Origin of the sequence: Pseudomonas sp. 2822-17 (genome assembly GCF_002742485.1) — a bacterium.
GTDB classification, from domain to species: Bacteria; Pseudomonadota; Gammaproteobacteria; order Pseudomonadales; family Pseudomonadaceae; genus Aquipseudomonas; species Aquipseudomonas cyclaminis.
The window spans coordinates 1-26163 of record NZ_LJRZ01000247.1; the positions used below are offsets into that span (position 1 = coordinate 1).

20 protein-coding genes and 5 pseudogenes are annotated in these 26163 nt (G+C 51.9%); 16 read left to right on the plus strand and 9 right to left on the minus strand.

Annotated features, from left to right (window positions below):
* The 4 genes from AOA60_RS01770 to AOA60_RS01785 all read left to right on the plus strand — a co-directional run.
* The coding region (locus tag AOA60_RS01770) for an aminotransferase class III-fold pyridoxal phosphate-dependent enzyme (protein ID WP_143522358.1) at positions 1-453 on the plus strand (453 nt) is incomplete at its 5' end.
* Positions 454-602: 149 nt separating this feature from the next.
* Positions 603-1982: an APC family permease gene (locus AOA60_RS01775; protein ID WP_099582824.1), complete on the plus strand. Its 1380-nt coding sequence runs from the start codon at positions 603-605 to the stop codon at positions 1980-1982.
* A gap of 29 nt (positions 1983-2011) precedes the next feature.
* Complete coding sequence (locus AOA60_RS01780) at positions 2012-3502, plus strand: aldehyde dehydrogenase (protein ID WP_099582826.1); 1491 nt, start codon at positions 2012-2014, stop codon at positions 3500-3502.
* A 73-nt stretch (positions 3503-3575) separates the two neighbouring features.
* Positions 3576-4187 carry a hypothetical protein gene (locus AOA60_RS01785; protein ID WP_099582827.1) on the plus strand — a complete coding sequence of 204 codons (612 nt, stop codon included), beginning with the start codon at positions 3576-3578 and terminating at the stop codon, positions 4185-4187.
* A 2162-nt stretch (positions 4188-6349) separates the two neighbouring features.
* On the opposite strand, the gene AOA60_RS01800 is transcribed toward AOA60_RS01785, so the two are convergent.
* The 3 genes from AOA60_RS01800 to AOA60_RS01810 all read right to left on the minus strand — a co-directional run bounded on the left by AOA60_RS01800 (position 6350) and on the right by AOA60_RS01810 (position 10249).
* Positions 6350-7591 (minus strand): OprD family porin, encoded by a 1242-nt coding sequence (locus tag AOA60_RS01800; protein ID WP_099582829.1) that lies wholly within the window; start codon positions 7589-7591, stop codon positions 6350-6352.
* A gap of 213 nt (positions 7592-7804) precedes the next feature.
* Positions 7805-8734 (minus strand): dihydrodipicolinate synthase family protein, encoded by a 930-nt coding sequence (locus tag AOA60_RS01805; RefSeq protein ID WP_099582831.1) that lies wholly within the window; start codon positions 8732-8734, stop codon positions 7805-7807.
* 123 nt (positions 8735-8857) lie between these two features.
* Complete coding sequence (locus tag AOA60_RS01810; protein ID WP_099582832.1) at positions 8858-10249, minus strand: MFS transporter; 1392 nt, start codon at positions 10247-10249, stop codon at positions 8858-8860.
* A gap of 677 nt (positions 10250-10926) precedes the next feature.
* Between AOA60_RS01810 and AOA60_RS01815 the strand changes: the two genes are divergently transcribed.
* Complete coding sequence (locus AOA60_RS01815) at positions 10927-11766, plus strand: IclR family transcriptional regulator (protein ID WP_099582834.1); 840 nt, start codon at positions 10927-10929, stop codon at positions 11764-11766.
* A 284-nt stretch (positions 11767-12050) separates the two neighbouring features.
* Here AOA60_RS01815 and AOA60_RS01820 read toward each other — a convergent pair whose 3' ends face one another.
* Positions 12051-12941, minus strand: a complete 891-nt coding sequence (locus AOA60_RS01820; protein WP_099582835.1) for a LysR substrate-binding domain-containing protein — start codon at positions 12939-12941, stop codon at positions 12051-12053.
* 148 nt (positions 12942-13089) lie between these two features.
* Here AOA60_RS01820 and AOA60_RS01825 point away from each other — a divergent pair, with 148 nt between their 5' ends.
* From AOA60_RS01825 to AOA60_RS33760, 3 genes are all read left to right on the plus strand, one after another.
* Positions 13090-14178, plus strand: coding sequence for an extracellular solute-binding protein (locus AOA60_RS01825; RefSeq protein ID WP_099582837.1), 1089 nt, complete (start codon positions 13090-13092; stop codon positions 14176-14178).
* A 2-nt stretch (positions 14179-14180) separates the two neighbouring features.
* Positions 14181-14948 (plus strand): MBL fold metallo-hydrolase, encoded by a 768-nt coding sequence (locus AOA60_RS01830; protein ID WP_256592790.1) that lies wholly within the window; start codon positions 14181-14183, stop codon positions 14946-14948.
* Between the two features lie 68 nt (positions 14949-15016).
* Positions 15017-15202, plus strand: coding sequence for a hypothetical protein (locus AOA60_RS33760; RefSeq protein WP_256592791.1), 186 nt, complete (start codon positions 15017-15019; stop codon positions 15200-15202).
* 476 nt (positions 15203-15678) lie between these two features.
* On the opposite strand, the gene AOA60_RS01840 is transcribed toward AOA60_RS33760, so the two are convergent.
* Together AOA60_RS01840 and AOA60_RS01845 are read right to left on the minus strand one after the other, a co-directional pair.
* Positions 15679-16035, minus strand: a complete 357-nt coding sequence (locus tag AOA60_RS01840) for a type II toxin-antitoxin system RelE/ParE family toxin (protein ID WP_099582839.1) — start codon at positions 16033-16035, stop codon at positions 15679-15681.
* Between the two features lie 2 nt (positions 16036-16037).
* Entirely contained in the window at positions 16038-16328 is a 291-nt protein-coding gene (locus tag AOA60_RS01845) for a type II toxin-antitoxin system ParD family antitoxin (RefSeq protein ID WP_099582840.1), read from the minus strand.
* Positions 16329-16619: 291 nt separating this feature from the next.
* Between AOA60_RS01845 and AOA60_RS01850 the strand changes: the two are divergent.
* The 4 pseudogenes from AOA60_RS01850 to AOA60_RS01865 form a co-directional block, all read left to right on the plus strand.
* A pseudogene (locus tag AOA60_RS01850) lies at positions 16620-16948 on the plus strand (5'-nucleotidase); the annotation flags it as partial.
* Between the two features lie 429 nt (positions 16949-17377).
* Positions 17378-17620: pseudogene (locus AOA60_RS01855) on the plus strand (Na+/H+ antiporter NhaA); the annotation flags it as partial.
* 17 nt (positions 17621-17637) lie between these two features.
* Positions 17638-17877 (plus strand): annotated as a pseudogene (locus AOA60_RS01860) (winged helix-turn-helix transcriptional regulator); the annotation flags it as partial.
* 255 nt (positions 17878-18132) lie between these two features.
* Positions 18133-19049, plus strand: a pseudogene (locus tag AOA60_RS01865) (NADPH dehydrogenase).
* Positions 19050-19376: 327 nt separating this feature from the next.
* Here AOA60_RS01865 and AOA60_RS01870 read toward each other — a convergent pair.
* From AOA60_RS01870 to AOA60_RS01880, 3 genes are all read right to left on the minus strand, one after another.
* A complete protein-coding gene (locus tag AOA60_RS01870) occupies positions 19377-20351 on the minus strand; it encodes a helix-turn-helix domain-containing protein (protein ID WP_099582843.1) in 975 nt (324 codons plus the stop codon).
* A 329-nt stretch (positions 20352-20680) separates the two neighbouring features.
* Complete coding sequence (locus tag AOA60_RS34440) at positions 20681-20914, minus strand: DUF6555 family protein (RefSeq protein WP_368731549.1); 234 nt, start codon at positions 20912-20914, stop codon at positions 20681-20683.
* A gap of 22 nt (positions 20915-20936) precedes the next feature.
* Positions 20937-21377 carry a hypothetical protein gene (locus AOA60_RS01880; RefSeq protein ID WP_099582847.1) on the minus strand — a complete coding sequence of 147 codons (441 nt, stop codon included), beginning with the start codon at positions 21375-21377 and terminating at the stop codon, positions 20937-20939.
* A 452-nt stretch (positions 21378-21829) separates the two neighbouring features.
* On the opposite strand from AOA60_RS01880, the gene AOA60_RS01885 reads away from it, so the two are divergent.
* The 4 genes and pseudogenes from AOA60_RS01885 to AOA60_RS33765 form a co-directional block, all read left to right on the plus strand.
* The gene (locus AOA60_RS01885; RefSeq protein WP_158235016.1) at positions 21830-22444 is read left to right on the plus strand and encodes an OmpW family protein; all 615 of its coding nucleotides are present in this window, start codon (positions 21830-21832) and stop codon (positions 22442-22444) included.
* A gap of 62 nt (positions 22445-22506) precedes the next feature.
* The gene (locus AOA60_RS01890) at positions 22507-23646 is read left to right on the plus strand and encodes a GGDEF domain-containing protein (protein WP_099582850.1); all 1140 of its coding nucleotides are present in this window, start codon (positions 22507-22509) and stop codon (positions 23644-23646) included.
* Positions 23647-24273: 627 nt separating this feature from the next.
* Entirely contained in the window at positions 24274-25578 is a 1305-nt protein-coding gene (locus tag AOA60_RS01895; protein WP_099582852.1) for an IS4 family transposase, read from the plus strand.
* Between the two features lie 198 nt (positions 25579-25776).
* Positions 25777-26023, plus strand: a pseudogene (locus AOA60_RS33765) (methyl-accepting chemotaxis protein); the annotation flags it as partial.
* Between the last annotated feature and the right edge of the window lie 140 nt (positions 26024-26163).

Below are 26163 nucleotides of genomic sequence, written 5' to 3' on the forward strand. Positions count from 1 at the left end.
GAAGCGCTGGTTGAAAAAGGCGGCGTGTTCGCCCACGGCCTGACCTATTCCGGGCACCCGGTGGCGGCGGCGGTGGCACTGAGCAACCTCAAGGCACTGCGTGACGAGGGCGTGGTATGCCAGGTGAAGGACGATACAGGACCCTATCTGCAGCAAATTCTGCGCGAAGTATTTGGCAACCACCCGCTGATCGGCGAGATACAAGGCACAGGCCTTCTGGCTGCCTTGCAGTTTGCCGAGGACAAAAGCACCCGCAAACGCTTCGACAATGAAAACGATCTGGCCTGGCAGTGCCGCACCTTCGGATTTGAAGAGGGCGTAATCATACGCTCCACGCTAGGCCGTATGATCATGGCGCCGGCGCTGGTTGCCACACGTGTGGAACTCGACGAACTGGTCGAAAAGACCCGCGTTGCAGTAGACCGAACTGCGCGGATTGCTGGAAAGTTGTGATGTGATTTGTTCACCACCGTACGTTTGGGTGGTGAACGACATCCATACATTGCGTTGCGAGCACAGGACAGTTCACTTAAACAGATAGCGGTATCGATCTCATCGGACACCGTGGTTCCGCCCTGCATTCCAATTACCAGGAGTCAGCAATGAATACAATAACAAACGCAGACGACACGCCTACCCATCACAGCTCTGCAAAACTTCCCTCGTCACGCCGTTTTCGCCAACCCTTGGAACTTGTCGGGTTGGTTCTCTTCGGCCTGGCGTACATGGTTCCCCTGGCGGTATTTACCACCTACGGCCTAGTGACACAGATGACCAAGGGGCATTTGCCGACAGCCTACCTGTTGACTCTAGCAGCGATGCTGCTGACTGCCTACAGCTACGGGCGCATGGTCCAGGCGCATCCTTATTCAGGCTCTGTCTACACTTATACACGCAAGGCTTTTGGGGCGTATTTCGGATTTATCGCTGGATGGACTTTGTTGCTGGATTATATTTTTCTGCCGCTACTCAGTTATTTGCTGATCGGCATCTATATGTCTGAATATTTTCCCGCAGTGCCTACGTCCGTGTGGGTGCTCGGTTCGATTACTTTGGTAACCATGCTGAACCTTGTCGGCATTGAATCCATAACGCGTGTCAACTGGATACTCGTAGTTGCACAATTGGTATTTATCATTGTTTTCGTGGGGTTATCGCTCCACAGACTGAGTGGGCAAGGCGAACCGGTTTCAGTGTTCGACCCTTTCCATCATGAAGGCTTCAATATTCCGCTGATCATGACGGGGGCAGCGGTACTTTGCCTGTCGTTTTTGGGCTTTGACGCAGTGTCGACCATGGCCGAGGAGACACCCAATCCGCGCCGTACCATCCCGCAAGCAATCATGATCGTGTCGTTGGTCGGCGGTGTGCTGTTTCTGCTGGTCTCGTATTTTGCCCAGATGGTATTCCCGGAATGGAATAGCTTCACCGATCCCGATTCCGCGTCGGTGGATGTGATGCGCAGGGTCGGCGGTGAACTGCTAGTTACAGCATTTACCGCGACTTACGTTGCTGGTTGTTTCGCTTCGGCGATGGTCTCTCAGGCCAGCGTCTCTCGCGTGCTGTTTGCGATGGGGCGTGATGGCGCATTGCCGCGTGTGTTCGGCAAGCTGGTTACAAAAAAACGCGTTCCAGCCACTGCGATTATGGTGGTCAGCCTGTTCTCGTTGATTGCGCTTGTCATCACTCTGGATACCGTTGCCAACATGATCAGCTTTGGCGCGCTTTTCGCCTTCTCGGCGGTAAACTTAGCTGTGATCAAGCATTACCTTATTGACAAGAAATTGCGCGGCACCCGCAACGTCCTGCTTTTCGCAGCGTTACCAGCGTTAGGGTTTCTCAGCACTATTTGGCTTTGGACCAGCCTGTCCGGTATGTCGTTCACCATTGGCCTGTGCTGGATGGGCTTGGGGCTGGTGTGTTTGTTCGGTGTTACGCGTGGCTTTCGATTAAAGATGCCTGAGTTGCAAATGGCGGAATAAGAAAAATGTCATCTATCCAGGAGTATAAAATGTTCGACCTTGATCATTGGCAACAGCGGGCTGCCCGGCAGACCTTTATCGACACTGCCGTGATCGACGGCCGGCAAGTGGACGCGCTTTCCGAGGCGACCTTCGACGCCATCAACCCCGCAACGAATCAACTGCTGGCGCGTGTAGCCGCGTGCGGCGAAGCAGAGGTCAATCTTGCGGTACGTTCCGCACGCCGTGCTTTCAACACAGGCCCGTGGCGGCGTATGGCTGCAAGGGAGCGCAAAAAAGTCCTGATCAAACTCTCGGAGTTGCTGATGACCCATCGCGAAGAGCTGGCGCTGCTCGACTCGCTGAACATGGGCAAGCCGGTGATGGATGCCTATAACGTTGATGTGCCCGGCGCTGCTCAAGTTTTCGCTTGGTATGGCGAGGCACTCGACAAGATTTACGATCAAGTGGCGCCGACTAGCCACAACGCACTGGCCACCATCACCCGCGAAGCGTTGGGGGTTATTGCGGCGGTGGTGCCTTGGAACTTCCCGCTGGATATGGCTGCGTGGAAACTGGCACCTGCATTGGCGGCCGGTAATAGCGTGGTGCTTAAACCCGCTGAGCAATCACCATTCTCGGCTCTGCGCTTGGCACAGTTGGCCCTGGAGGCTGGCATTCCGGAAGGCGTACTGAATGTGGTACCGGGTTTGGGAGAGAGCGCGGGTAAGGCGCTGGGGCTGCATCCTGACGTCGACTGCCTGGTGTTTACCGGTTCCACTCAAGTTGGCAAGTACTTCATGCAGTACGCCGCGCAATCCAATCTCAAACAGATCTGGCTTGAGTGTGGTGGCAAGAGTCCGAACCTCGTGTTCCAGGATTGCCAGAACCTGGACCTGGCCGCGGAAAAGGCCGCCTTCGGGATTTTCTTTAACCAGGGCGAAGTGTGTTCTGCCAACTCGCGCCTTTACGTGCAACGAGCCATCCATGACGAATTTGTCGAGCGTCTTATCAGTAAGTCACGTGCGTGGATGCCAGGCGATCCTCTGGACCCAGGCAGTGCAGCAGGCGCTATTGTAGATAGTGAGCAAAAAGCCCATATCATGAATGCGATCGGCCAGGCACGTGCTGATGGGGCCTCTCTTTTGTGCGGAGGGGAGGATTTGGTCATCAATGGCTCCTCGAACTTCATTCAGCCGACCATATTTGGCGATGTAACTCATGACATGAGCATTTGTCGCGACGAAATCTTTGGCCCGGTTCTGGCGGTCAGTATCTTTGACACGGAGGAAGAAGCCGTACAGCAGGCTAATGACAGTATCTATGGATTAGCCGCGTCAGTATGGAGCGACGATTTAAATCGCGCTCATCGTGTAGCCCGAGCTTTGAATGCGGGCACCGTTTCGGTTAATACTATTGACGCGTTGGATGTCTCGATTCCATTCGGCGGCGGCAAGCAGTCTGGATTCGGTCGTGATTTGTCGCTGCATTCATTCGATAAGTACACTCAACTCAAAACCACATGGTTTCAATTTCGTTAGGACCTGTCGCCGGTTCACATAGCCAGCTCGTTACGACGTAGGCCTGTGCGCAGGGCCAACTGAATTATGGTCTATGAAGTGGACCGTCTGCCACGGCCAAAATGGACTTGGTTTGGGCCATGTTCAAAAACTTGGGCAAGGGCTTGTGACGACGCGGTATCACAGCGTTCACCAAGGCTTTGCCACCATTGAAATCAATATGTTCAAGGAAACTTGTTTCGCGCTTAAAAGTCCGTTCAGCATGACTGAATGGAAGGCGCTTCATCCAATCTTTCTTCAGGGCGAATTCATAGAACTTGCAAATGTACATGAGTCGCTGGCGGGTAGTGTTACGTGCCAGTTAGCACGTAACCAAGCAGTAGTCTCTGTAGGTAGCGACAAGCTCCTTGGCATCGCCGCGATCCACGTTTCGCCAGTCAAAATCATGAGCTTGCAGGAAGCTAAAAAAATCGTACAGGGCTCGCTCGGTACTCGGCCCGGATTGCTTCGCGCCAATAACCCGAAGAAGGAGGTAATGGCGGAAGAGCTGGTTGGCGAGGATGCAGCTCTTCGTCGAGTTCCACAGCAGAATCGAACCCTTGATAAAGTTGGACCGCGATCACGAATCCTTATGGCCCATACTAGTTCCATCTTCATCCTGTCTTCGGCAGATTACTATGTGACTCTGTCTGCTTGGACTGTGTGAAAGCTATGCTGCAACCCTTCACCCCCATGAGCACTCGATATGATTTTAAAAGCACATAGATCTAACGACTGCAACGCTCCAGATCACAAGAGTCTGGGAGTTATATATTCTCTAGAGCGACGTTTTGGCGAGCGAGAAGTTCTATCCATGTATCTCTTGAGTGATGGCGAGAGAGTAGGCGTGGACTTGTTGCCTTCTGATAAGCCGGCTTCCTTCGAGATAGAGCCGAACACAACCTGTCCCTGGAAGAGGGAAACGTACTTGCAGGCCCTATGAGCAATCTACCTCGTGGACACAAAATTTTGCGCAGTTGAGGGGGTTTTTGACTCTTTCAACGGGACGGGCCTTGGCTTGCCGGATTCAGAGTTATATTCTAGATCGGTGACTCATTGATCTTCCTTAACCAGGGCGACGCCGCCGTATTGATTAATGCGCTACCGCCAGGAAGTGTAGGCCTCGAAACCCGCTTCGTTACCTCAATTTAATGACAGCTATGGGTGGAATGTAGCCGTTCGCGAAAGACCGGAACCAGCCAGAAGTGGGCATTAATGTATGCAACGTTTAGCCCATAATTGAACGTAAACACATTGCTGATGAATTCGTATTCTCGATAGAAATTTTTTCATCATTCTCTGCTGCCCTTCTCGCGTGACTAGCGCTTAACATAACTGGCTAAGTCGTTACGCCTAGACAAACAGCCTCATACGGCGCGGTGCCTAAAAGAATCGATCCATTTTCGCATCACAACTATTAAATTAAGATTTTTAGAGAATAAAATACGAACGCTGGACTGAGCCAAATGAATACTTTAAATTCAGGCTCCAATCGATTGGCAGTACCTTAATTCTGGCCTTAGCGACTATGAAGGAAAGTCGCCTTACGGGATTCAAAACTATGAAGACACCATAGGCTGCTTTCAGCTAAGTTGCAATCCGTTGAGCGAGCTTGCTCCTAGCATGCCAAAGCCAATCCAAACGGAGTCAGAAAGTTAAGCTGGAAGGAGACCAGAAAAGATAACTCCGACATTTGCACACATCTCTTCGTTGGGGCTTATTATGATCAAGCATTGATAGATAAATGTATCTACGATGCGGGACTTGAAAACGACAAAAATATTGCCGAACAGTTTGCAATCGTAAATCATATTCTATACTCGCTCGTGATAGTCCCAGAGCGATCGCAAACTGGCTGCTAATCTACATAAGTTTGGTAGATTTACAGGCTCTCTTGCGGCGTCACATGATCTTCTATACGCAGCAATTGAACGCAGAGTCATGCATTGAGATCGTTGTGATTACAACGAATAAAATTGGTGCATGTTTAAGACTAAGCCTGGTCACTGCAAAGCAACTGGAGGAAAAAAAGAATGACATCGAAATTCGATACCTCTCCCAGGCAGAGAGAGAAAAGGTGATAACTTGAGAAGTTGCGTCATTCACCGATATATAATTTCAGATATAAAATCCTGTGACCCCGTCGAGATTGCTGGGAGATACATGGAAACCTTGGAAAAAAACGTCTAACCCTTCCTGGTTTTGAGCAGAAACAAGCGGTTTCACCTTATGGGGTGTACGGAACGAAGTTCAGTAAAAGCCCTGTTGCGGATGACACTATAAGACGGTTATATGCGAGCGCAAATAACAAGCATCTTTTTTTGAAAAATATAATAGAAGTGTTAGTGATAAAAAAGCTAAAAACACTGCAGGTCACGCTTACCCGCTGTGCACTTTTCACTAACGCAAAAGCGGCCACCGCCCCAAAGTATCTGATCAACTTTGGCAAACATCTAGCCTTCGAGAGTTGCTGCTTGCAGCCGAAACCTGAAACTTATCGCCTATGGCTATTGCTTGCTCTCTCTAGCAATAGTTAATTTCATTCAAACCATATCAACCTGGGAGTTTTACTCAAAGGGCTGGAATGGTGTCTACGTATGGACTCGCTCCTGTACGCGGTGGTGCATTTCTTGCGTATGGCGAAGGTGGAGTCTTTGATGAAAGGTTCCGCGATGCGAACGGCTGGATTTCACCAGCCTGCTCGTACCCCTCCATGCTACAGGCTAGTTGGTCTGCTAGGATATGACAACGCTTAGCATTAGCCGATATTTTGTTCTGCACGCCTATTACCAGATAACCTATTGCAACGCCATGCGGGGCACTTAACCCTCAGAACATGTCTAGCGGGTAACTAACGATCAGACGGTTCTCACCGTAATCACTGGCGTTGAAATTTCGCCTGACGCTGGAATTTCGCCAACGAACAGATAAAGACTTGAATGTTCCGCTCTGAACTACATAGCCCAACTCCGATTCCCGTATCCACTCTGAACCATCATTGACATTTTTCAGCTCCACGTTGTCACCATGAACGTAACGCGTCATGAAACTCAAGCCGGGAATGCCGTAGCCTACAAAATTGAGATCATAGCGAACCTGCCAAGAGCGTTCTCGGGGGTTGTCGAACGCATGGTTGAAGGTGTTGTTGGCCAGATAGATGCCGCCGGTCCCGCCGATGCGCATCCAGCCGGTATCCCCCGAGACATTTTGCAACCCGAGGCTGATCGCATGCTCAGCGATGTTGATGCTCAACAGCGCTGAAGCGGTGCGGTTATCCATTTGGCCCGCCTTAGCACTTCCTGAGTCTTTGCCCCAGAAATAACCAAGGTTTGCGTTAACCGATATCCTTTCAGCCAGTGGCCATTTCTGGTTCAGTCCGAGGTAATGCTGTTCGTAGATGTCTTTCAACTCGCCAGACCAAAGCCGGACGATTGTGTTTTTGGAAGTGGAGCGATAGTCCGCGCCGAGAAACTCGAAAGAATCTGATCGAGCCGATCCATACGAAAGATCTTCCATGGAAGAGTCGTTTCGCAAGCTAGTTTTGCTCAACTCGCCAGCATAGAAGGACCAGTTTACAATCTCTTGCGAAGCAATCTGGGCACCGCGAAATGTTTGCGGCAATGCGCGAAAGTCATCCGCCGTGACAATAGGAAAGTTGGGCATCCATTCGCCGACCTTAAATTCAGTATTCGAGAACTTCGCCTTGATCGCAACGCCAAGTCTACCGAAACTGCCCGCAGGATCACCGTCGGCATCCTTTGGCAACAGTAGCGCGCCATACCTTCCTGCGCCGCCATCGAGCTTCACTGCGTAGTTCCCAAGCACGTCAACGCCAAACCCTACACTACCCTCGGTAAAGCCGGATTTTAGGTCGAAGATGAAACCTTGCGTCCACTCACGAGCCTCGCTTTGTGCGACATCAGGTGCAGTGAAATTTCGGTCAAAGAGGAAATTCCTGAAGCTCAGAGTAGCGGTAGTGTCATCCACGAAACCCTCAGCCAATGCGTTGAAAGGTAAAACCAAAGCTGGAATGAAGAGCACCCAAGTTGCGCGATTAGTCTGAATGTTCAAGCCCTGTCCCCTGTTGTTTTTATTGAAGGGCAATGTCGGCCTGTTTTCACCAGTTGAGAGGGCGCAATGCCGCTGTTCCGGGAAAACAGATCGTCAATCGTAGGTGGAGAAATATCCGAATCGACTGTTGCCAAGGACCTGATGAACAGGCCCCTGGCATGTGCTTCACCTGAAAGCCGGCCCCTTAGAGCACGGCACCGACTTGGCTCAGAATTAGATCAGGCCAGCGCTGCGAAGCGCGTCAGCGATTTCCTTGTGGGCGCCTTCGGCCAGTGGCAGCAGCGGGGAACGCACGGTGGCATGGTCGAGGATGCCACGTGCAACCAGACCATGTTTTAGGGCTACTGTGCCTTCCATGTGGGAACCACGGTGGTAGACGTTACGAGTGACCGGCAGCAGCTTGTCGTGAATGGCACGCGCGGCCGGGTAGTCGCGACGCTTACCGGCAGCGATCAGCTCGATCAGCGGCTCTGGAGTCAGGCTGCCGTAGCCAACCAGCGCGCCGTCCACGTCAAACATGGTGTGCAGCAGGTATTCGTCATGGCAGGTCAGGATTTGCAGCTCGGGAACTTCACGGCGGATAACCGGGATCTCGGTGTCCCAACGACGCATGTTACGAACACCGTTCTTCATGGCAAACACGCCAGGCTGCTGGGCAATTTCCAGTTGAGTTTCCAGGTCGTAAGTCGCCTTGGTCACGTCTGGGTACTGAAACAGGATAAGAGGCATTCCGCTTTCTTCATAGATCGCTTTATAGCGGTCCTGAGCGGCACCTTTCTGATAACCGAAACGCAGCCAGCCATGGGAGGGATAAACCAGGCCGGCAGCAGCACCGTTGGCCACGGCGCGTTTGGCCTCTTCAGCGGCTACCTGAGTGCCTTCGCCAGTGATGCCAGCGATAATTGGCAAACGACCGCCTACCGACTCCTTGAAAGCCTGGATGACACGACCTTGTTCTTCCTGTGTCAGGAAGGTTCCCTCACCGGCGTGACCCAGAACAACCAGTCCTTTGACGCCTTCAAAGCTGCCAAGCCAAGCTCCCAGTTTCTGGATAGCTGCGTAATCAACCTCACCTTCACGAGTGAACGGCGTGACAGGAGCAGGAACGAGGCCTTTAAGGTCGATGGTGTTTTTAATGCTCATTTCATTACCTCTGGTTTAGTTAGAGTTTCGCAAATAACGCTTGCGCGGGCGCAAAACACACTGACGTGTTCTGGATTACTACTGAGTCAGGTACTGCAGTCTTAATTTTTTGAAAGTTGAAACTTATGGTGAAAGTTCCTCCAGAATCCGGCCTTTGGTTTCAATGGCGAAAAAAGCAGTGACGACGGCTGTCATCAATAAGACGACCGCAAAGATACCGAACACATATTGAACACCAACGCCAGTCACAGTGAACCCTACAATGATCGGACCCAATGCCGAACCCAATCTTAGCCAGGCACTGCCTACGCCCGTACCCAAGGCTCTTAGACGAGTGGGATAAAGTTCCGCCGAATATAGATAGAGCGAGAAAGTCACTGTCTGGACCAACGCATATCCCAATCCTGCCAGCACCAGAATTTTGATTGGCGCAGTGGCACCTGTCGTTGCCAATATTGCCAGCGGTATGGCGGCAAGGAACAAGGCACCTATATACCAGCGACGTCGACCGACTTTATCAATCAGCAGCGCACATATCACAGCGGCGGCCACACCGGCAGCTGAGGTTATGAAGCCATAGGCTAGGCTGGTTTCAAGGGGCAGATGGAAATGTTGACGGTAGAGCGTTGGCAACCAGGTAATAAGCCCGTTGGCGACCATATAGGAGCCGAACCACATGGCCCAGATAACGAGTGAGCGTTTGAAATAAATACCTTTAAAAAGTTCTCTCCAGCCGCCTTTGTTATTGATCCCATGCATCTGCGGCACTTCGACTGCAGGTTGCAGCGTCTTGCCGGCTTTAATCGCGCTGTTTTCCAGACGGGTGACAATCCGGTCAGCCTCGTCCAGACGTCCCTTGGACGCGAGCCAGCGCGGCGACTCGAACAGGAAGAAGCGAAGTGGAATTAGCAGCATGGCGGGGACCAGCCCTACCGCGAACATCGCTTTCCAACCGTATATCGGTACGAGGAAGTAGCCAATAATCCCGGCTCCTACCAGGCCCAGCAAAAACATGACTTCGTAAAGAAGAAAGAATTTGCCTCGCTTCTTGGACCCAATCAACTCGTTGATATAGGCGCTCGCCACCGGGACTTCCCCCCCCGTGCCGATACCCTGTATGAATCTGAAAGCGATCATCATCGCGGCACTAAACGCAAACAGGCAGGCCACGTCCATCGACACAAAGAGCAAGATGGTGAACGTCAGGACCTTCATGCGTCCGATTCTTTCGGCCAGCCATCCAAAGAGCAAGGCGCCAAACAGCTGCCCCAAATAACCGGCAGAGAGGATCATGCCGATCTGGGTGCCGCTAAGGCTCCACTCCTTGGCCAGAACCGGCATCGCGTAGGCAATGGCGATCACCGTGTAGCCATCGAAGAACGTCGCGGCGCCAATAATATTCCTGGCCCAAAACACTTGCCGTGTAATAGGGAGTCGTTCTAGGCGAGCACTAATATTAGCCTGACTATTTACTTTCTCTGGCAAGGGCTCAGTTTCAACTTGCTGCATCAACATGGCACTTCCTTTTATTATTGTTTGCGTTATTCGAGGCGAACGAAGCTCGCAATGAGAAACACAGCGCAATGGCATAGCCGGTTTGAACTAATCAGCGCTAGCTCAATTTCATTATTAAGTCATCAGTTTCTCGCAACGCCTACTTGATGGACGCGCCCACGACGGCTGTGGAAATGGTCGGGAAGTTTCCCAACTGATGGATCGAAAGCGTGATTCTCGTTCGGTGTTAAAAAAAGCGAGCATGCATGGTCGAAGTACATGGTTTCATGAAAGGAGGTCGGGCTGTGGAATTGGTCGAAAACTAGAGCGGACCGAGGATACGAGTTAGGCGCAACACGGGAACTCCATGAGCGGGTCACTGAGAGACGGGCTTTAAAGCGAGTACCTTGATCGCGGACGGCGGCATCGGCGAAGCAGGCATATTGCTGAGCAGCGTGGTTCATATTTATTCGCACCTTTTTCTATTTTTCGGATTGCGAAATTTTTTTCTTCTTTTCAAATACACTACCACCAGTCTTCTTCAGAGCCCAACCTTTTTTTGGTTCATCGCTATTTTTTCTTTTTATGCCTTCAGGCGACCTGAACCCGTGGTGGGACAAAGCTCCGTCGAGTGATATTCTCCGTCTGATATTTTTTCGCATTCCGAAAAGCATGACCACATCAGGTAGAAATCGAGCATGGCTCCACGTATCCCGGAAAAAAACCAAGCCACGGACGCCGCTGGCGAAGATAAAAATCAACGCAGCACTGTTCAGTCACTGGCTAAAGGATTCCGCGTTCTAGAGGCCTTCACTGCGGAAAGCGATGAGCTTACCTTGAGCCAGATCGCTGACAAGACGGATCTGGATCCAGGCACCACCTACCGTATGCTGAATACGCTGGTAGACCTCGGATATGTGTCTCGAATACCTGAAAGCAAGCGATTTTCCTTAACGCTTAAGATCCTTAATCTGGGCTTTCATGCAATCGCACACACAGACCTGCGTAGCCTGGTTCGTCCTGTTTTGAGGGGCCTCGTTAGCGAAACTAGTGAAGCCGCCAGTTTCGCTGTTCTGCAGGGCGCAGACGTGCTCTATCTGGAGCGTGTAAGAGCCGGTATTACTAGGTTGGGTGTGGATATTCGTATCGGCACCACCGTTCCAGCCTGTCAGACAGCGATTGGCCAATCGATCCTGGCGTTCCTGTCCGAGCAAGAAGTCGCACGCATTGAGGCACTTTCCTCTGCTACGCCATTCATCGGCAAGACGCTCGCCAAGCCGCTTTCCAAGGTCTTGGAGCAAATTCGAAAGGACGGGTACTTGATTACAGATTCGCTGTTTGCCGAAGGGCTTAGAATTCTGGCCGTTCCGGTGTTAGATATCGACGGCTATCCTGTCGGGGCCATCAGTATCGCAGCGCCAGCAGTGCGATGCTCGATTGAGGAACTAGAACGCCGAGGGCTGGCATTGACAATGGTAGCAGCGAAGAATATCGGTCGAGCGCTCCAAGCTAGCGGAAGCGTGAACTCAAGCCTTTGATCACCGCAAACTAGAAGACATCCCGCCAGAGTGCTCTCGATCTGAAAGGCCGAGCGCGGCAAAAGAACCACTCGCGTGGGGCCTGTGATGCGATTGCAGTTGGACTAGCACGTTAGAAGCGACGCGGGCTCCCAGCCCTAGTGATGACCAGTAGGACTTGCTGCGAGCAATTACTTAACTAACGGCCGTCGGCGCTACGTGCGGACAGTGCATAAGCGCGTTTTCACACACTCTGGGCCAAAAGCGGACAGTCCGGGTTGAGCTGAAAATCTGCCCTTTCTGTTCTACGACCCTATATCGCCTCCCGCTTCGTTCGTCAGCCAATCAATTAACTGGACCACTTCTGGCAACTCGCGTCGCTCTTCCAGACTCAGGCAGTAGTAACCAAGCCCGGCTGGCACTTGCAGGTTAAATGGTCGAACCAGGCGGCCATCGGCGAGGTCGCGATGGGAGTTGAATTCGTCGCTCAACGCTACGCCGTAGCCGTCGCGCGCAGCCTGCAAGGCCATCGGAAAGCTCTGGATGAATACATCGGGTTCTCCCGGATAAGGCACGCGCGCCGCCACCAGCCAGCGCCGCCAGAGCATACCGTCGTCTTCATGCAGCAAGCGCTGGTTAGTGAGGTCGGTCGGCTGGCGAACATGCGGCAGCAATTGTGGGCAACACACCGGGAACATATTCAAACTGCGCAACGGACGCCACCAAAGGCCTTCCCAGGATGGGCTGGCATACAGCAAGGCGACATCAGCTTTTTTCCAGTCAACTTCCGAAGCCGCACTTGCGGTAATCACCCGCAGGCGGATCTTGGGATGTTGCGAGCGGAAGGCAAACAGTTTGGGTAGTAGCCAAGTCGTACCCAATACTGGCTCAGTGCAGATTGTCACCACGGTTAAAGGCGCAGCCGCCTGCACCTCGGTAAGTACCTGGCGCACACCTTGGCCAATTTCGTCCATGCCTCGGGCCACCGCGCGCTGCAGTACCAGGCCTGCAGGCGTGAGTACCAAGTGGCGCCCCTGCTTTTGGAACAATTCGACCCCCAGGTTGTTCTGCAATGCGCGAATCTGTTGGCTAACAGCCCCTGGCGTTACATGCAGCTCCGCCGCCGCCGCCCCCAAATGACCGAGGCGCGCCACGACTTCAAACATACGCAAACTATTGAGAGGAGGAAAAATCATAAAACTGTTTAGCCCTGCTATATGATGAGGCGGAAATTTATATAGTTTGCATCTCCTGCATGTCCAGTGAAAAATCGGAGCACTCTTACGCATAGGTCGCTCGCCCATGACTCACTCACGCTGCACACCTATTTGCACACTTCTTTTTATGTTCATGAACGTTGGGTTTTTTCCCGGAACGGTCGGCGCTGCCGAAACACCGATTCAGCGCACCGTCAATTTGTACGGCTGGGCGGATTACATCGCCCCGCAAACCCTGTCGCGCTTCGAGCAGCAGACCGGTATCCGTGTTAACTACGACACCTTCGACAGTACGGATATGCTAGAGGCCAAACTGCTCACCGGCCGCAGTGGCTACGACGTGGTCGTTCCTGGCGTGGCCATGCTCGACCGCCTGATTCATGCCAAAGCGTTGCAGCCGTCGAACATGCAGGGCTACCCCCAAGCCGCCGAATACGACCCGCAGCTGCTAGGTCAACTTGCTGTGGTTGATCCCGGCAACCGCTATGCCGTGCCTTACGCCTGGGGCACGACCGGTTTGGCCTTTAACCGCGGCGCCATTGAAAAGCGCATTCCCAACGCCCCGTTAAATAGCTTCGATTTGCTGTTCAAGCCCGAGTATGCCGACAAGCTCAAAGATTGCGGCATTGCGATTATCGACTCACCGCAGGAAGTGCTTAGCATCGCCTTGCACTACTTGGGCAAGAACCCCTACGGCGACAGCAGCGAAGACCTTGCAAAAGCCGGCCACTTGCTGAACCAATTACGCCCCAACTTGCGCTATATCGCTTTTGGCAAACAGAGCAGCGACCTGGCGAACGGCGACCTTTGCCTGGCGCTGACTTACAACGGCGACGCCGTGACCGCCAACGCCCAGGCTATCGAGGCCGGCAAGGCCCATCGCGTCCAGTACAGTATTCCGCGTGAAGGCACGCTGGCCTGGATCGATACGTTGACCATCCCGGCCGACGCGCCCCACCCGCAGGAAGCCAAAGCGTTGATCGAATTCCTCACGAGTTCCACCGCCATGGGGGAACTGACCAATGCGATTCACTACGCCAATGCCAACCCGGCCTCCATGACACATATCAGCGAGGCGTGGCGTGACAATGTCACCCTGTTCCCGTCGAACGAGGTGCGCCAGACCCTGTTCGGTGAACAGCCGATGAGCGTAAAAACCCTACGCAATCGAACTCGGGAATGGACCAACTTTCGTAGCCAAGTCAGTAAGGACTAACCGTGGCTATCAAGATTGCTCAGCGCTGGTTTGAACGCAGAACGTTGTCTGATGGCATTACGCTGCTCTGGGAACCCCATGTGCACCCCATGCTGCGCTGCAATATCTGGCACGTGCGCGGCCGCACGCGTGATCTATTGATAGATACCGGGATGGGTATCGCAAGCCTGCGTGAAGCGGCGGTGGATTTATTTGAAAAGCCGTTGGCCGCCGTCGCCACCCATAGCCACCTTGATCACACGGGAGGCCTGCACGAGTTCGACTGCAGGCTCTGTCATGCAGCCGAGGCTGCGCTCTTGGCCAACCCTAGCGAGGAGGACCGCCTTAGTCTGCCAAGCGAGCATTGGTTGGCTCGTTATATTCCCGATCTGGAAAGCTCGCGACTGTTAATCGATGCCTTGCCCTACGAAGGTTTCGACCCGCTCGCCTGGCGCCTGCAACCGGCCACGCCGACGCACTTGCTGGCTGATGGTGATGTACTCGACCTAGGAGATCGTCATTTTGAAATCTTGCATCTGCCCGGTCATTCGCCCGGCAGTATCGCGCTGTTCGAGAAGCGCACTGGTATTCTGTTTTCAGGCGATGTGATCTACGACGGCGAACTCCTCGACGACATCCCTGGTGGGGATCGTGCGCACTATATTCATTCCTTGCATCGGCTGCGCGAGCTCGCCGTAAAGATCGTGCATGCGGGACATGAAGAGAGTTTTGTTGGCAAGCGACTGAAGGAGCTTGTTTCATTTAATTTGAAGCTATGGGAGCGAGGTTGAACTAGCCTAATGATTTTGGACACTTTAATCGGGCGCTATGATAGCGCCCAAATTTGAGGTGTTTGGATATGCGTAAATATTATTCGAGTGAGTTCAAGCTCAAGGCCGCCAGCATGGTGTTGGATGAAGGTCAGCCTGTTACCGAAGTCTGTGCCAGCCTGGATATCGGCCCACAGCGCTGCGTCGCTGGGTCGATCAAGTGCAAAAAGAACGCTTGGCTCGACTCCCGTAGGGGCCAAGGCGATTACCGCTGATCAACGGGAAATTCAGAGGCTCAAAGCTCTGCTCAGAGAGAAAGACCTGGATATCGAAATCCTAAAAAAGGCCAGTACTCTCCTGCTTTTGGACGCCAACGATCATTCACGCTGATCGATGAGCTGAACGAGCAGTACGGCGATAAAAGGTGTTGCCGGGTATTCGGGGTCAACCGCAGCAGTTTCTACGCTTGGCGTCAGCGCCAGGGCAGAGCAAATACTGAACGGGACAAGCTCAAGGCCGCGCTGGTCAGGCACCACAAGGCGTCCAGAGAGTCGGCCGGCGCACCTACGTTGTCCAAGGAGCTACAAGCCAAAGGGTATCGGGTCGTGGGGGCTCGGGTCCTTTCGGGCCAGCCCCCCGCTCCAATTGGCCGTCGAGTTGGCTGACAGCGAGGGCGCTCAGGTTGAGATGTTTAGGCGACCCCTTACCTTCGCTGCTCATGGCCAGTTAAGCCGTCGGGCCAGGTCTGTGCTCAGTCATTAGGCAAGTGCAATTGCACTTCCATGGCGTCATGCAGAAGTCTGACGACCTCGATCACGTCGTCGTTCGCCACACGATAGAGCACGATATGCCGGGGGCTTTTGACCGTGCCATGGGGGGGGGTGACCTGCTGGCGTGAATAGATGAGGTGATAGCTGCGAAGGCCAGGCGCAAGCTCATCGCGGTCGTGGCTGCCAATGCGATAAGGCGTGTCGGCAAGCGCTTGCAACGCCGCGAGGATCAGCGCCTGGTAGCGCTGGCGTGCTTGATCGCCGAACTGCGTCTGGGAGAGCCTAAGGATGTCGACAATGTCGGCGCGCGCCGGGTTGGAGATCCGATACTGCGGCATGCTCAGTGTTTCTCTCTCGCGGGGAGGATTGCCTCCAGGCTCAAGCCCTTGAGGTAGTGCTCCAGATCCCCTTCGTTCACCTGAGTAAAGCGCCCGTGCTCAAGATCAATGATGCCGATCGAGGTCGCCTGACGCAGTGCCTCAATTTTGGCGGTGTCTTCGGCGACGCGCTGCTCCAATAAACGTAAACCTTCTCGCATCACTTCGCTGGCATTTTGATAACGGCCGGACTGCACCAAGTCATGGATAACCTGTTCCTGGTGAGAGGTGAGCACAACGTTTCGCGTCGCCATAACTAGCTCCAATTCTATGCAAACAGGTATTTTTGATGTTGGCATATTATGCTAATTTCGCTCAGGAGAATAGCTTGGGGCCGACATCCGGTGATCAAGTGACGGCTGACTCGGCGCCAATCAGCAAGATCCTCCCTTAATGAAAGCAACCGGCAGATTGATTTGAAGATTCATAGCCTGACTGTGCGTGGGAGGAGGCGCGCGATGTGTGCTTCTCGATCCGCCCTGAAATCGATCGGCATGTTCGATGCCCATCAATATTTGCATTTAGAGACATCAAGAGAGGTTCCGATGCCCTACAAGTTAGAAAATCGCCTAGTGATCGGCGTCGCTTCCAACGCTGTGTTTGATTTGCTAGCATCGGACGCAGTGTTTCAGAGTCAGGGGGGAGGAGGAATACTCCAAGTTTCAGCAAAAAAATCTGCACGTCCCGCTTCCTAGGGGATAGCGTTCCCCCTTCATCAAGCGTTTACTGTGATTCAGTGAATGACCTGAGCGTCGATCCTACGGATCCGCTCGTCGAGATGATACTTCTTTCGCGCAATGATCCCGACACTGTGCTGCGCGTACTGAAGACTATCGAGCACTACGGGCTTGGGATGACAAGGGCGATTTTCATCGGCTCGGATATTTGACAGCCAAGCAACCTTAATTTTTTGAAATATTTATTTACCCATGGCAGGCACCACGCCCCGCGCAGCGGTTAGCACTGAGCCGTGTGTGCTTGTGTCTTCAATTGAGTTGTGGAATGGCCGCGGCTAAAAAGCAGGCGCAGCAAAATGCGACCGCAGCTAGGAGGCGGTCATGGGCGTGCGAGGTGCCGGAGCGCTATGGCGGCGTAGGCCGCCAGTTCGAGCGTGGCAAGGTAAATCCTTCGGCGTGTCGTAGACAGGCCACAGGATAATAACCGGCCGTAGCCCACTCGTACAACCGATAGGCGGTCTTGCAGAAACCCATCATGTAGAATATCCCGCGGGTGTCACCGCAAAACGCGGGAGGGCAGGGTTAATTCAGCGCAGGTCGGGCCGCCGCGCGGTGCGACTGTGCCTATGAGCTTTAAATCCTCACGTCCGGACAAAACCCACGGCCATCGTGAATCTCCTGCCACGCGTGCTTTTTTCTCCCGTTTCCTGGCCGCGGAATCAGCGGGTGGCCTGATACTCATGGCCGCTGCTTTGATAGCATTCCTCGTTGCTAACTCTCCGTTGGCAGACATTTATTTCTCGTCACTGCATGTAAAAGTCGTTGGCCTCTCGATTGAGCACAGGATCAAAGATGGCCTGATGGCGCTCATACAGGGGTTCCACCTCGCTTGCTAATCAAGCAACTGCGGGATTTGGAACAGGATGGGCTTGTCATGCGAAAGGTGTACCCAGTTGCGCCACCCAAGGTTGAGTATTCGCTGACTGACGAAGGCCGAAGCCTGGAGCCTTTCCTGCTAGGCCTGTGCAACTGGGAGGATGGATGGTTGGCTCGGCGCGGCATGAATACCGCAGCACAAATGAAACTTGAGAGGGAAGCTGAATGGGTGGATGTTTCGTCTAAATAGCCATGGCCTTGCCAATGGCGTCAGTGTCCTTCGAACTGACCTGCTGAAGGTCAGTAGTACGCATAAGCGTACTATGTGCAAATTTCGCAGTATTTACGTTTTGCTAGCTTCGATAGGCTTGTTCACACACGCGGCAGTCAGCTGGATGCTCGACACCAGAGATGCCTGAACATACCTCTCGGAGGACTAACTTTGTCCGCAAAACTTTTTGAACTCATAACCATCGGTGGGTTGACCCTTCGCAATCGAATCGCAATGTCTCCCATGTGCATGCATTCAGCAGGGGAGGACGGCTGTGTTACTGATTTTCATACCGTTCATTATGGTGCCCCGCCCTCTCGGGGGCTGGGCTCATGTTTCTCGAAACCACAGCCATCCTAAGCAACGGTGTGATCAGGCCGGGCGATATCGGAGTTTGGGACGATGCTCAGGTGGCAGGCCTTACAAGCCTAGTCAAAACCATTCAACGCTTCGATGCCAAGGCAGGATGCCAGCTGGGCCATGCAGGTTGCCAGTTGGGTGTTCCCGGTCCATCGATTGCTCCGTCCGCAATTCCCTTTACCAAAGATTCGCAGGTGCCTCAGGCACTCGACATGGACGGTATCAAAGAAGTCGTGGATGCGTTTCGCCAAGGTGCTCGCCTTGCTCGGGAAGCTGGCTTTGACGTTGTTGAAGTGCACACCACACATGGCTATCTGCTGAACGAGTTTCTGTCCCCTCTCGCGAATCATCGCACCGATGAATACGGCGGCAGCGACGAGAACCGCTACGGCATTGTCCGTGAGGTCATTGATGCTGTTCGCTCTGAATGGAAAGGGCCGCTGTTCGTACGTATCTCATCGACCGACTACTTGGAAGGAGGTAACACGCCTGAAGACTTCGTTATCTATGGAGGATGGATGAAGCAACAGGGTGTGGACCTTATTGACTGCTCATCGGGCGGCATTACCATGGTCAAGGTGAACAGCTTTCCTGCCTACCAGGTGCCTGCAGTTGAACTATTGCGCCGCGAGCTGGGCGTCATGACGGGCGCTGTAGGCCTGATCGAGAGCGGCGCCAAGCGGAGGAGATCGTTGGGAAAAAAGACTAAGTCGAGGCATGTTGTGGGTAAACATGAACCGGGGTTTAGGAGAGTCGAGGTGAGAAAGCGTCATGAAATTTCTAGTCGATAAGGCCGAAGAAAAGGGTGAAGCCAGTTGCTTGGTCGTTGACTGAGTTAACTAGTGCCCAAGGTGGGTGATCAGACTGCCGTAGCTCACACGACGTTGTGGCGGTAGGTTTACGATTGTTCAAGGAGCAAGTAGGGGGCCGTGTACCAACCAGATCCATGACCACTGGGAGAAACAGACCTGAGAAGTCGCCGAAATAAGCTAAATACGGGCCTATGGCTGAGCCGCTGTGCAGTGTGTGACTTCTTCCAGCTAAGCATTTTTAGCAATGCACCGCGGTACCGGTTGCGGATAACACGCGCCATCAGTCCAGACACCAGTTAAGTCGTTTTATAAAAGCGATTTTTTGGACTTCTGAAATGTGACAGTGGGATGCTCACCAAACGACTGCATGTAGTATTTGCAGAATACATGGTAATTCGAAAACCCTACTTGACAAGCCACCTCTTGCGGACGAGCGAGAGTCCCTCCCTTTGAAATGAGCTCTTTACTTTTAAGTAATCGTTCATTTCTAAGAAACTCAATTGGACTCATGTTTTTATAGCGCTTGAAACCGGTTTGCAGTGATCTAACGCTTATTCCAGCAAATATGGCGATTTCACCTACTGTTAATTCAGGGTCTGTATTTGCGATCATGTACTCTGCCGCTTTTTTTATCTCATACGGTGTCGGAATGGCTACCCCAGCTGCACTATCGAGCGCGCGACTGTAATTATTTTTGAAATTTGAAAGCACAAATCCAACCATAGTTTCTTTTAAACTACTCGCCACTTTCTCTAACGGAGCACGAGAGTTTTCGCCCAGATCAAATATCGTGTTTACAAGTCCTATTATAAATCGACTTTTCCATACCTCTGGGTTGGGCTTATCGAAATGCACTCTTGTCTTAGGCGGTGTTCCTAATAGAACCGAGAGGTATCTAAACATGTCCGAGTTGTCTATATATACAGTGGTATATGTGATGCCCGGAGCATAATGTGACGCAGATATTTCACGTACATCAGCAAGTGCAAGAGTGCCAGCACTGGCTCTATAGTTACCAACGCTAGTTCTCCAAGTGAATTCACCTGCATGAGGAATGGTGATTAGAAAACCATTAGTTTCGTTTTTCATCTCATAGCCCCAGCCAGTGTGGCTGATCGTCAAACTGACGAACGACTTCCCGAGAATGCAAGCTTTTTTTTGATAATGTAACCGCCCGCCATGACCTGGAAAAATCTCCATATCGTTATCATGAGCTTGGAAATGGCAAGCTGCAATCTCCGTACTTTGAATTAACAGACGACTGAATCGGTACATATCCATCGCTAAACCTCAGCAAAACGGTAAATATATGTTATAGCATATCCTTAAACAGGATGATTTGTTATCTAACCGGCGTCCTTCTCGCGCTGCCGCACCGCCGCATTCTGCGATCCGATGCACGCCTCACTAGCCGCTTATACAGCACGCCGTAGCCACGCTGCCTTACGCGGTTATTCGGGCGTTGTGAAAATGTGAAGTGCATCACACCATGAATATTCTGAAAGGTCCTAAGCATTTGAATCCATGATCATGGGTTGTGCTTTGCTAACCCTCGTCCTATCTATGCCAAATCGTAAAGACACCAGTTTGGGATTTTCGCTTCTTAAACGTTACTCCATATTCCATGCCACGTTGGTTATGCCTAAGTTTAGTGCCTCTGCGCTAGTGATACCAGTCGATTTTTCCAAGCGAACTTTGGGTATGGATCTAAATCCGGCATCTACAGCCGTCCAATATAGCGCCTTGGAATCATCCATCGCCACAGTGCAGATATAAAAGCTCTTGAACGTACCGCAGAATAAATAAGAAATCTCATACTGTTTGAATTCCGACATGTTTAACATCCACCTTGTCAGTGACCTTTTGTTAGCTGTTTTGCGACTCAAAAAGCTCGTCACTGAAATGTTCTAAAGTGCGGATGCATTTCACCAGCATTTCCCGATACTCTTTGAACACTTTCGTGTCGGAAATAATAGGATTCGCTGCGGCGGCGTCAGTCAAAATGACATTGAGATATTCTAGCGTTGAACTCAGCCTGGCTCGTGTTGAATTTTTAAGGTCCGAAAGCGAAAATACTAGATTCAACATTTCTTTTTCGAGGATCATCGCAGGTAGTGATATAGGCTGATTGGGATTTTTTGCGGCACCTGCGCCAGTCGCATGAGCAACAGACTTGCTCACGCGGATAAAATTTTCCTCTATTATTTTTACCGAGGCTGTTATAGCTTTGGAATTTTGTATGACCCCATCCGTAAGTCTTTCACAGCTGGTCATAGCAGCGAGATAGTAAGCTTCAAGCTTAAACATGTAATAGATACTCAATGATACGGTACGTGTGCCACTATATTTGTCCTTTTCCGCAACATGGTGATCTCAAGGTAAAATCTCTTGCGCATTTCTTGAACCCTGCGTTTTTTTTGCAAACCTAGTTATCGGGTGATGTAATATTGCCACTATGTGCCGTCATAGTTGCAGCACGTCGCTCGCCGCCACTCTCGCCGGCCTTGACGGCCTGCTTTGGGTAGAAAGTAGCCGGCCATGGCCGACCGCTTTCGACCCAAAAAAGACATTTGATTCACGGTGGCGATCGCTAGAGCATTAAGCCCGCGGTCGGTCATGTATTCGGCATTATGACCTAAGCGCGCTATTGACCGGCCGACCAGTGTTCGCTCGCTTATTGGTGTCACGATATAGGTGATAACGGAATGATTCTTAGACACCTTCCATATATGTGGAGTACTGCATCATTTGCGAGTCTGATGACTTTGAGCGCTTCAGTTCTCGCTTATGAAGCCGTGCAAAGTAAAATACAAGCAGAAATTCATGACCGATGGTTGGTTAGAGTCATGGCACTAGAGATCATACCCGTTGAACTCGCGTCGGAAATTTTCCCAAACCGTAGTAATCTGGAAACTCCACGAACGCGACAGATTGGTATAGAGCTCAGTTACTCTGTCACAGAGAATTGGGCGGTTGAACTCCAAGGCGGGCCATTCGATCGTGAATATCGAACTAAGGGGTCTCGAATAGAGGATTTCAAGGTTGGTTCCGTCTCCCACATTGCGTTATCAATGTCGTTGCAGTATCACTTTTATCCAAATGCTCAATGGAGTCCTTATGTGGGCTTAGGTCTAAATCAAACTTGGGCGCGTGATGTAAAACCAGCTGCCGGAATTCCGAAATTCAAGGTGCGTGAAATTACCAGCGGGATATTGAGCGCTGGGCTTGATTACCGTCTGAGTCGGTATTGGACGTTGAACACCAGTCTGCGTTATGTAATAAGTCCAAAATATGAATTCCAAGGCCAGGGATTTAACTCAACCGTTTCGATGAATACGCTGGTCGTAGGGGGAGGAATAGGGTACCGATTCTGATCCACTTTCAATCCGATTTATTATTGTCGATATGCATAAAATCTGGATTCAAAGGATTAACCATGCTCTCAATTGAAACACTCTATTTTACCAGTGCGATCAGTCGCGTAACTATTCTTTTTATTTTTGGGGTTTTGCTAATCAGCCAGCCCCGGGCTCCCTATCTTTGGCACTGGTGCGTCGCTTTGATGTGCTCAGGTATAGGCGCATTCATTGATGGGCCCTACGGTGAGGTCTTCAAGCTTTCGTTGTCGCTCCAACAGCTCGCCATGACGATGTTCGTGATCAGTCTTCTAGCCTCATGGACTGGCTTGCGGCTCTTTTATAGGCGGTCAGCACATTTCTCCTGGTGGGTTATAAGCCCTACACCCAGCATTATTTACATAATGGGTATTCATGTCGGCGCGCCCGCTGAAGTGATGATGCCTTTTTTGTATCTAGCTGCCGCGGTGCTCGCCGCCTTCCCATTTTATGAAATACTTGCCTCGCCTGACCGACGCATTATCTCCCAGTATGCAGTGGCTTTGGCCTTCGCGGTTTATACGATAATATTGACGATTTCCGGAGCTTTAATACTAATGGGTAAACTCGATGCGGACGCAAAAAGCAGTGCTGTCATGTCCATGACTTTCGACCAGATCGCAAGCATACTGATTTATTTTGGCTACATCGCTATGGCTGGCGAACGAGCTGCTCTGGACCTCCACCGCCAAGCCGAAACCGACACTCTGACCGGGCTAACTAATCGCCGAGGAGGGAGTCGGATGCTCGAGCGATTGCATACCGAAACTGTTGAAAAACGCAAATACAGTGTTTTGATTGCCGATATAGATCATTTTAAAAACATCAACGACACCTATGGCCATGAGGCGGGCGATACCGTGTTGAAGTCGCTGGCAGAGCGCCTGACTAAGGTGATGCGCAAAAGCGACGGCGTTATACGCTGGGGCGGAGAAGAATTTTTGATCGTGTTACCCCACACCTTGATCAACGAAGCGGAATTTTTGGCCGAGCGCCTAAGGCAGCAGGTAGCTGCAGAGCCGTTCATTTTGATAGTGCGAAATATAGACGTCACGCTCAGCTTGGGTATTGCTATGTACCAGGAAGGTGATTCGACATTCGCCGACACTATTGCGCGGGCAGACAAAGCGCTCTACCAAGCGAAACAGGAGGGTAGAAATCGTGTAGCGGTCAGCCAATGACGCATTGCAACACAGAGAGTGATATCTAGCACTCACATTACCCTGAATCTTACGCACTGGCGGTGCCGCAACGGCCAGAAAGTCTGGTCCGCAGGCTATCTAGGCGCAGTGGCTGGATATGCCGTAGGCTGAAAGAATTTATTTCAGCTCCTTTTAAAAGCCAGTGCAATCCGAATTTTGTATGATCACATTAGTAATGTCTTTCACAGCTGATCATAGCAGCGAGACAGTATCCTCAAGCCGAAACATGTAATAGCTCTCAATAACGCAGTTGCATCGCACCACATTTTTCCTTTCCGTAAAGTCGTGGCCTTAAGGAAACTCTCTTGCGCTTTTCTTAAATCCTGCGTTTTTTTGAAGATCTAGCTAGCGAGCTGTATAGCATCGCCACTACGGCCCCCTAGACTCTCTCCATACTGGCGGACAGTTATGGCTGGACATTCTCATAACCAAGCTAGTTTCTTCACTGAATGCATTTTTTTGCGTTCTCAGCTGAGCTTCGTTTCGGTCTAAGAATCAGCCCTTTCAAGGTCTTTGATAAAATCCCCCAAAACGCCAGTCAGGGGAACGAAATCGATGTGGGCAGAAGTTCTAGCGCGGTTTGAGAAAAAAGCACCGGCCAGTGTCATGACTAAAGTGATATTGGAACAGGCTGTTCCTGCTGAATGTGTCGATCAAGTATTCGAAGAACATCGTCAGCGGCAGTACCCACGCGAGCTTTTGTTTTCAACCATTGTTGAACTGATGTCCCTTGTTTCATTGGGCTTGCGACCTTCTCTGCATGCCGCCGCGCGGCAGATGGAAGACCTTCCTGTCAGCTTGGCGGCGCTGTATGACAAGGTCAGCCGCACAGAGCCTGCGCTGCTGCGCGCCCTGGTCACCGGCAGCGCAGAGCGCTTGGCACCAACGATAAAAGAGCTGGGGCACTCAGCCATTCTGCCTGGCTGGCAACTACGGGTCGTTGACGGCAACCACCTGCCTTCCAGCGAAAAGCGCCTGGGCACTTTGCGCCGGGAACGGGGCGCCGCCCGACCTGGTTTTTCCGTTGTGGTTTATGACCCCGATCTGGACCAGGTCGTCGATCTTCAGCCTTGTGAAGATGCCTATGCCAGCGAACGCGTCAGCGTGCTGCCATTACTGGAAAAAGCCAGTGCGGGACAACTGTGGATGGCTGATCGACTCTACTGCACGCTCCCGGTCATGGGGGCCTGTGAAGATACCGGGGCCTCGTTCATCATCCGCGAACAGAGCAAACATCCACGCCTGCTTAAGGAAGGCGATTGGCAGGAGCCTATCGCGGTTGCGGCAGGCAACGTGCGCGAGCAAATCATCGAAGTAAAAGATGGTCGCCAGTGGCGCCGAGTCGAAGTGAAGCTGCAAAAACCCACCGAATCCGGCGACACCACGCTACTGTTCTGGAGCAACTTGCCTGATTCTATCAGTGCCGAGCAAATAGCCGAGTTGTACCGTCGTCGTTGGAGTATCGAAGGGATGTTCCAGCGCCTGGAAGCGGTGTTGGACAGTGAAATCGAAACCTTGGGCAACCCTAAAGCAGCCCTGTTGGGGTTTGCGTCGGCTGTGTTGGCTTACAACGTTTTGGCGGTACTCAAACGCAGCGTTGAGCAGGCTCATCGCCAGACCCTGCCCGATGATTGGGAAGCATCGATTTTCCACCTGACGGTACAGGTACGCAGCGGATATGAGGGCATGCAGATTGCTTTGCCGCCAGAGCCCTTATCGATCCCCATTCCCGCAGATGGGCTGGCTCCGTACTTATTGACGCTGGCGAAAAACGTCTTACCCAAAGCCGTCGCCAAGAGCAAGCGTGGCCCGAAGGTGCCTAAACCCAAAGAATGGCTGGAAGGCAAAGCCGCGAATGCTCACGTGTCGACGGATCGGGTACTCAAGGCCGCTAAAGTCAAAAGACCTTGAAAGGGCTGGGTCTAAGAATGGTAAGGGATTTACTCGATTTATTGCTTGCTGTCAAACCCTAAGCGCCCTTGCGCTTACCCTAATTTTATGTGCTGAGGTTCTAATGGTTCTTAGGCGGTTAAAATTTGCTAAATGCACCTTGGCCTGTTTTACGGTTATGGTGTTTCTCATCTTAGAACTCGGTTTTTTCAGTTTAAAAAGGAACAGGCCGAGTCAGCCAGCGCAGCACTTTCAACCATTGCCGCTCCAGCACTTGCCATAGATGAGCGCGATACCTCGATTGCCAGTGCCTGCGAAGAGCAGACGCAGGTTGCTCGTGAGGTGGACCGAAGCTTGGTTCGAATTAGATTTGTCCTCACTATCGGCGGTACGCTCGGAACAAACGGACAGTTCCGGGCAGGGGCTCGCCGACCTTGCTAACGGATTAAATGACCGCCTTAAATAGTTTAAGTTGTAGAGGTAGAACCTCTGTGGGGTCAAAGCGTACAACCTTAAACGTAAGTCTGGCCAAGAGCTTCCAGCACTGTAACCCGTTAGCGTAGCTCCGCGCAATGTCCGCAAATCATGGCCTTTCAGGCTGATAAA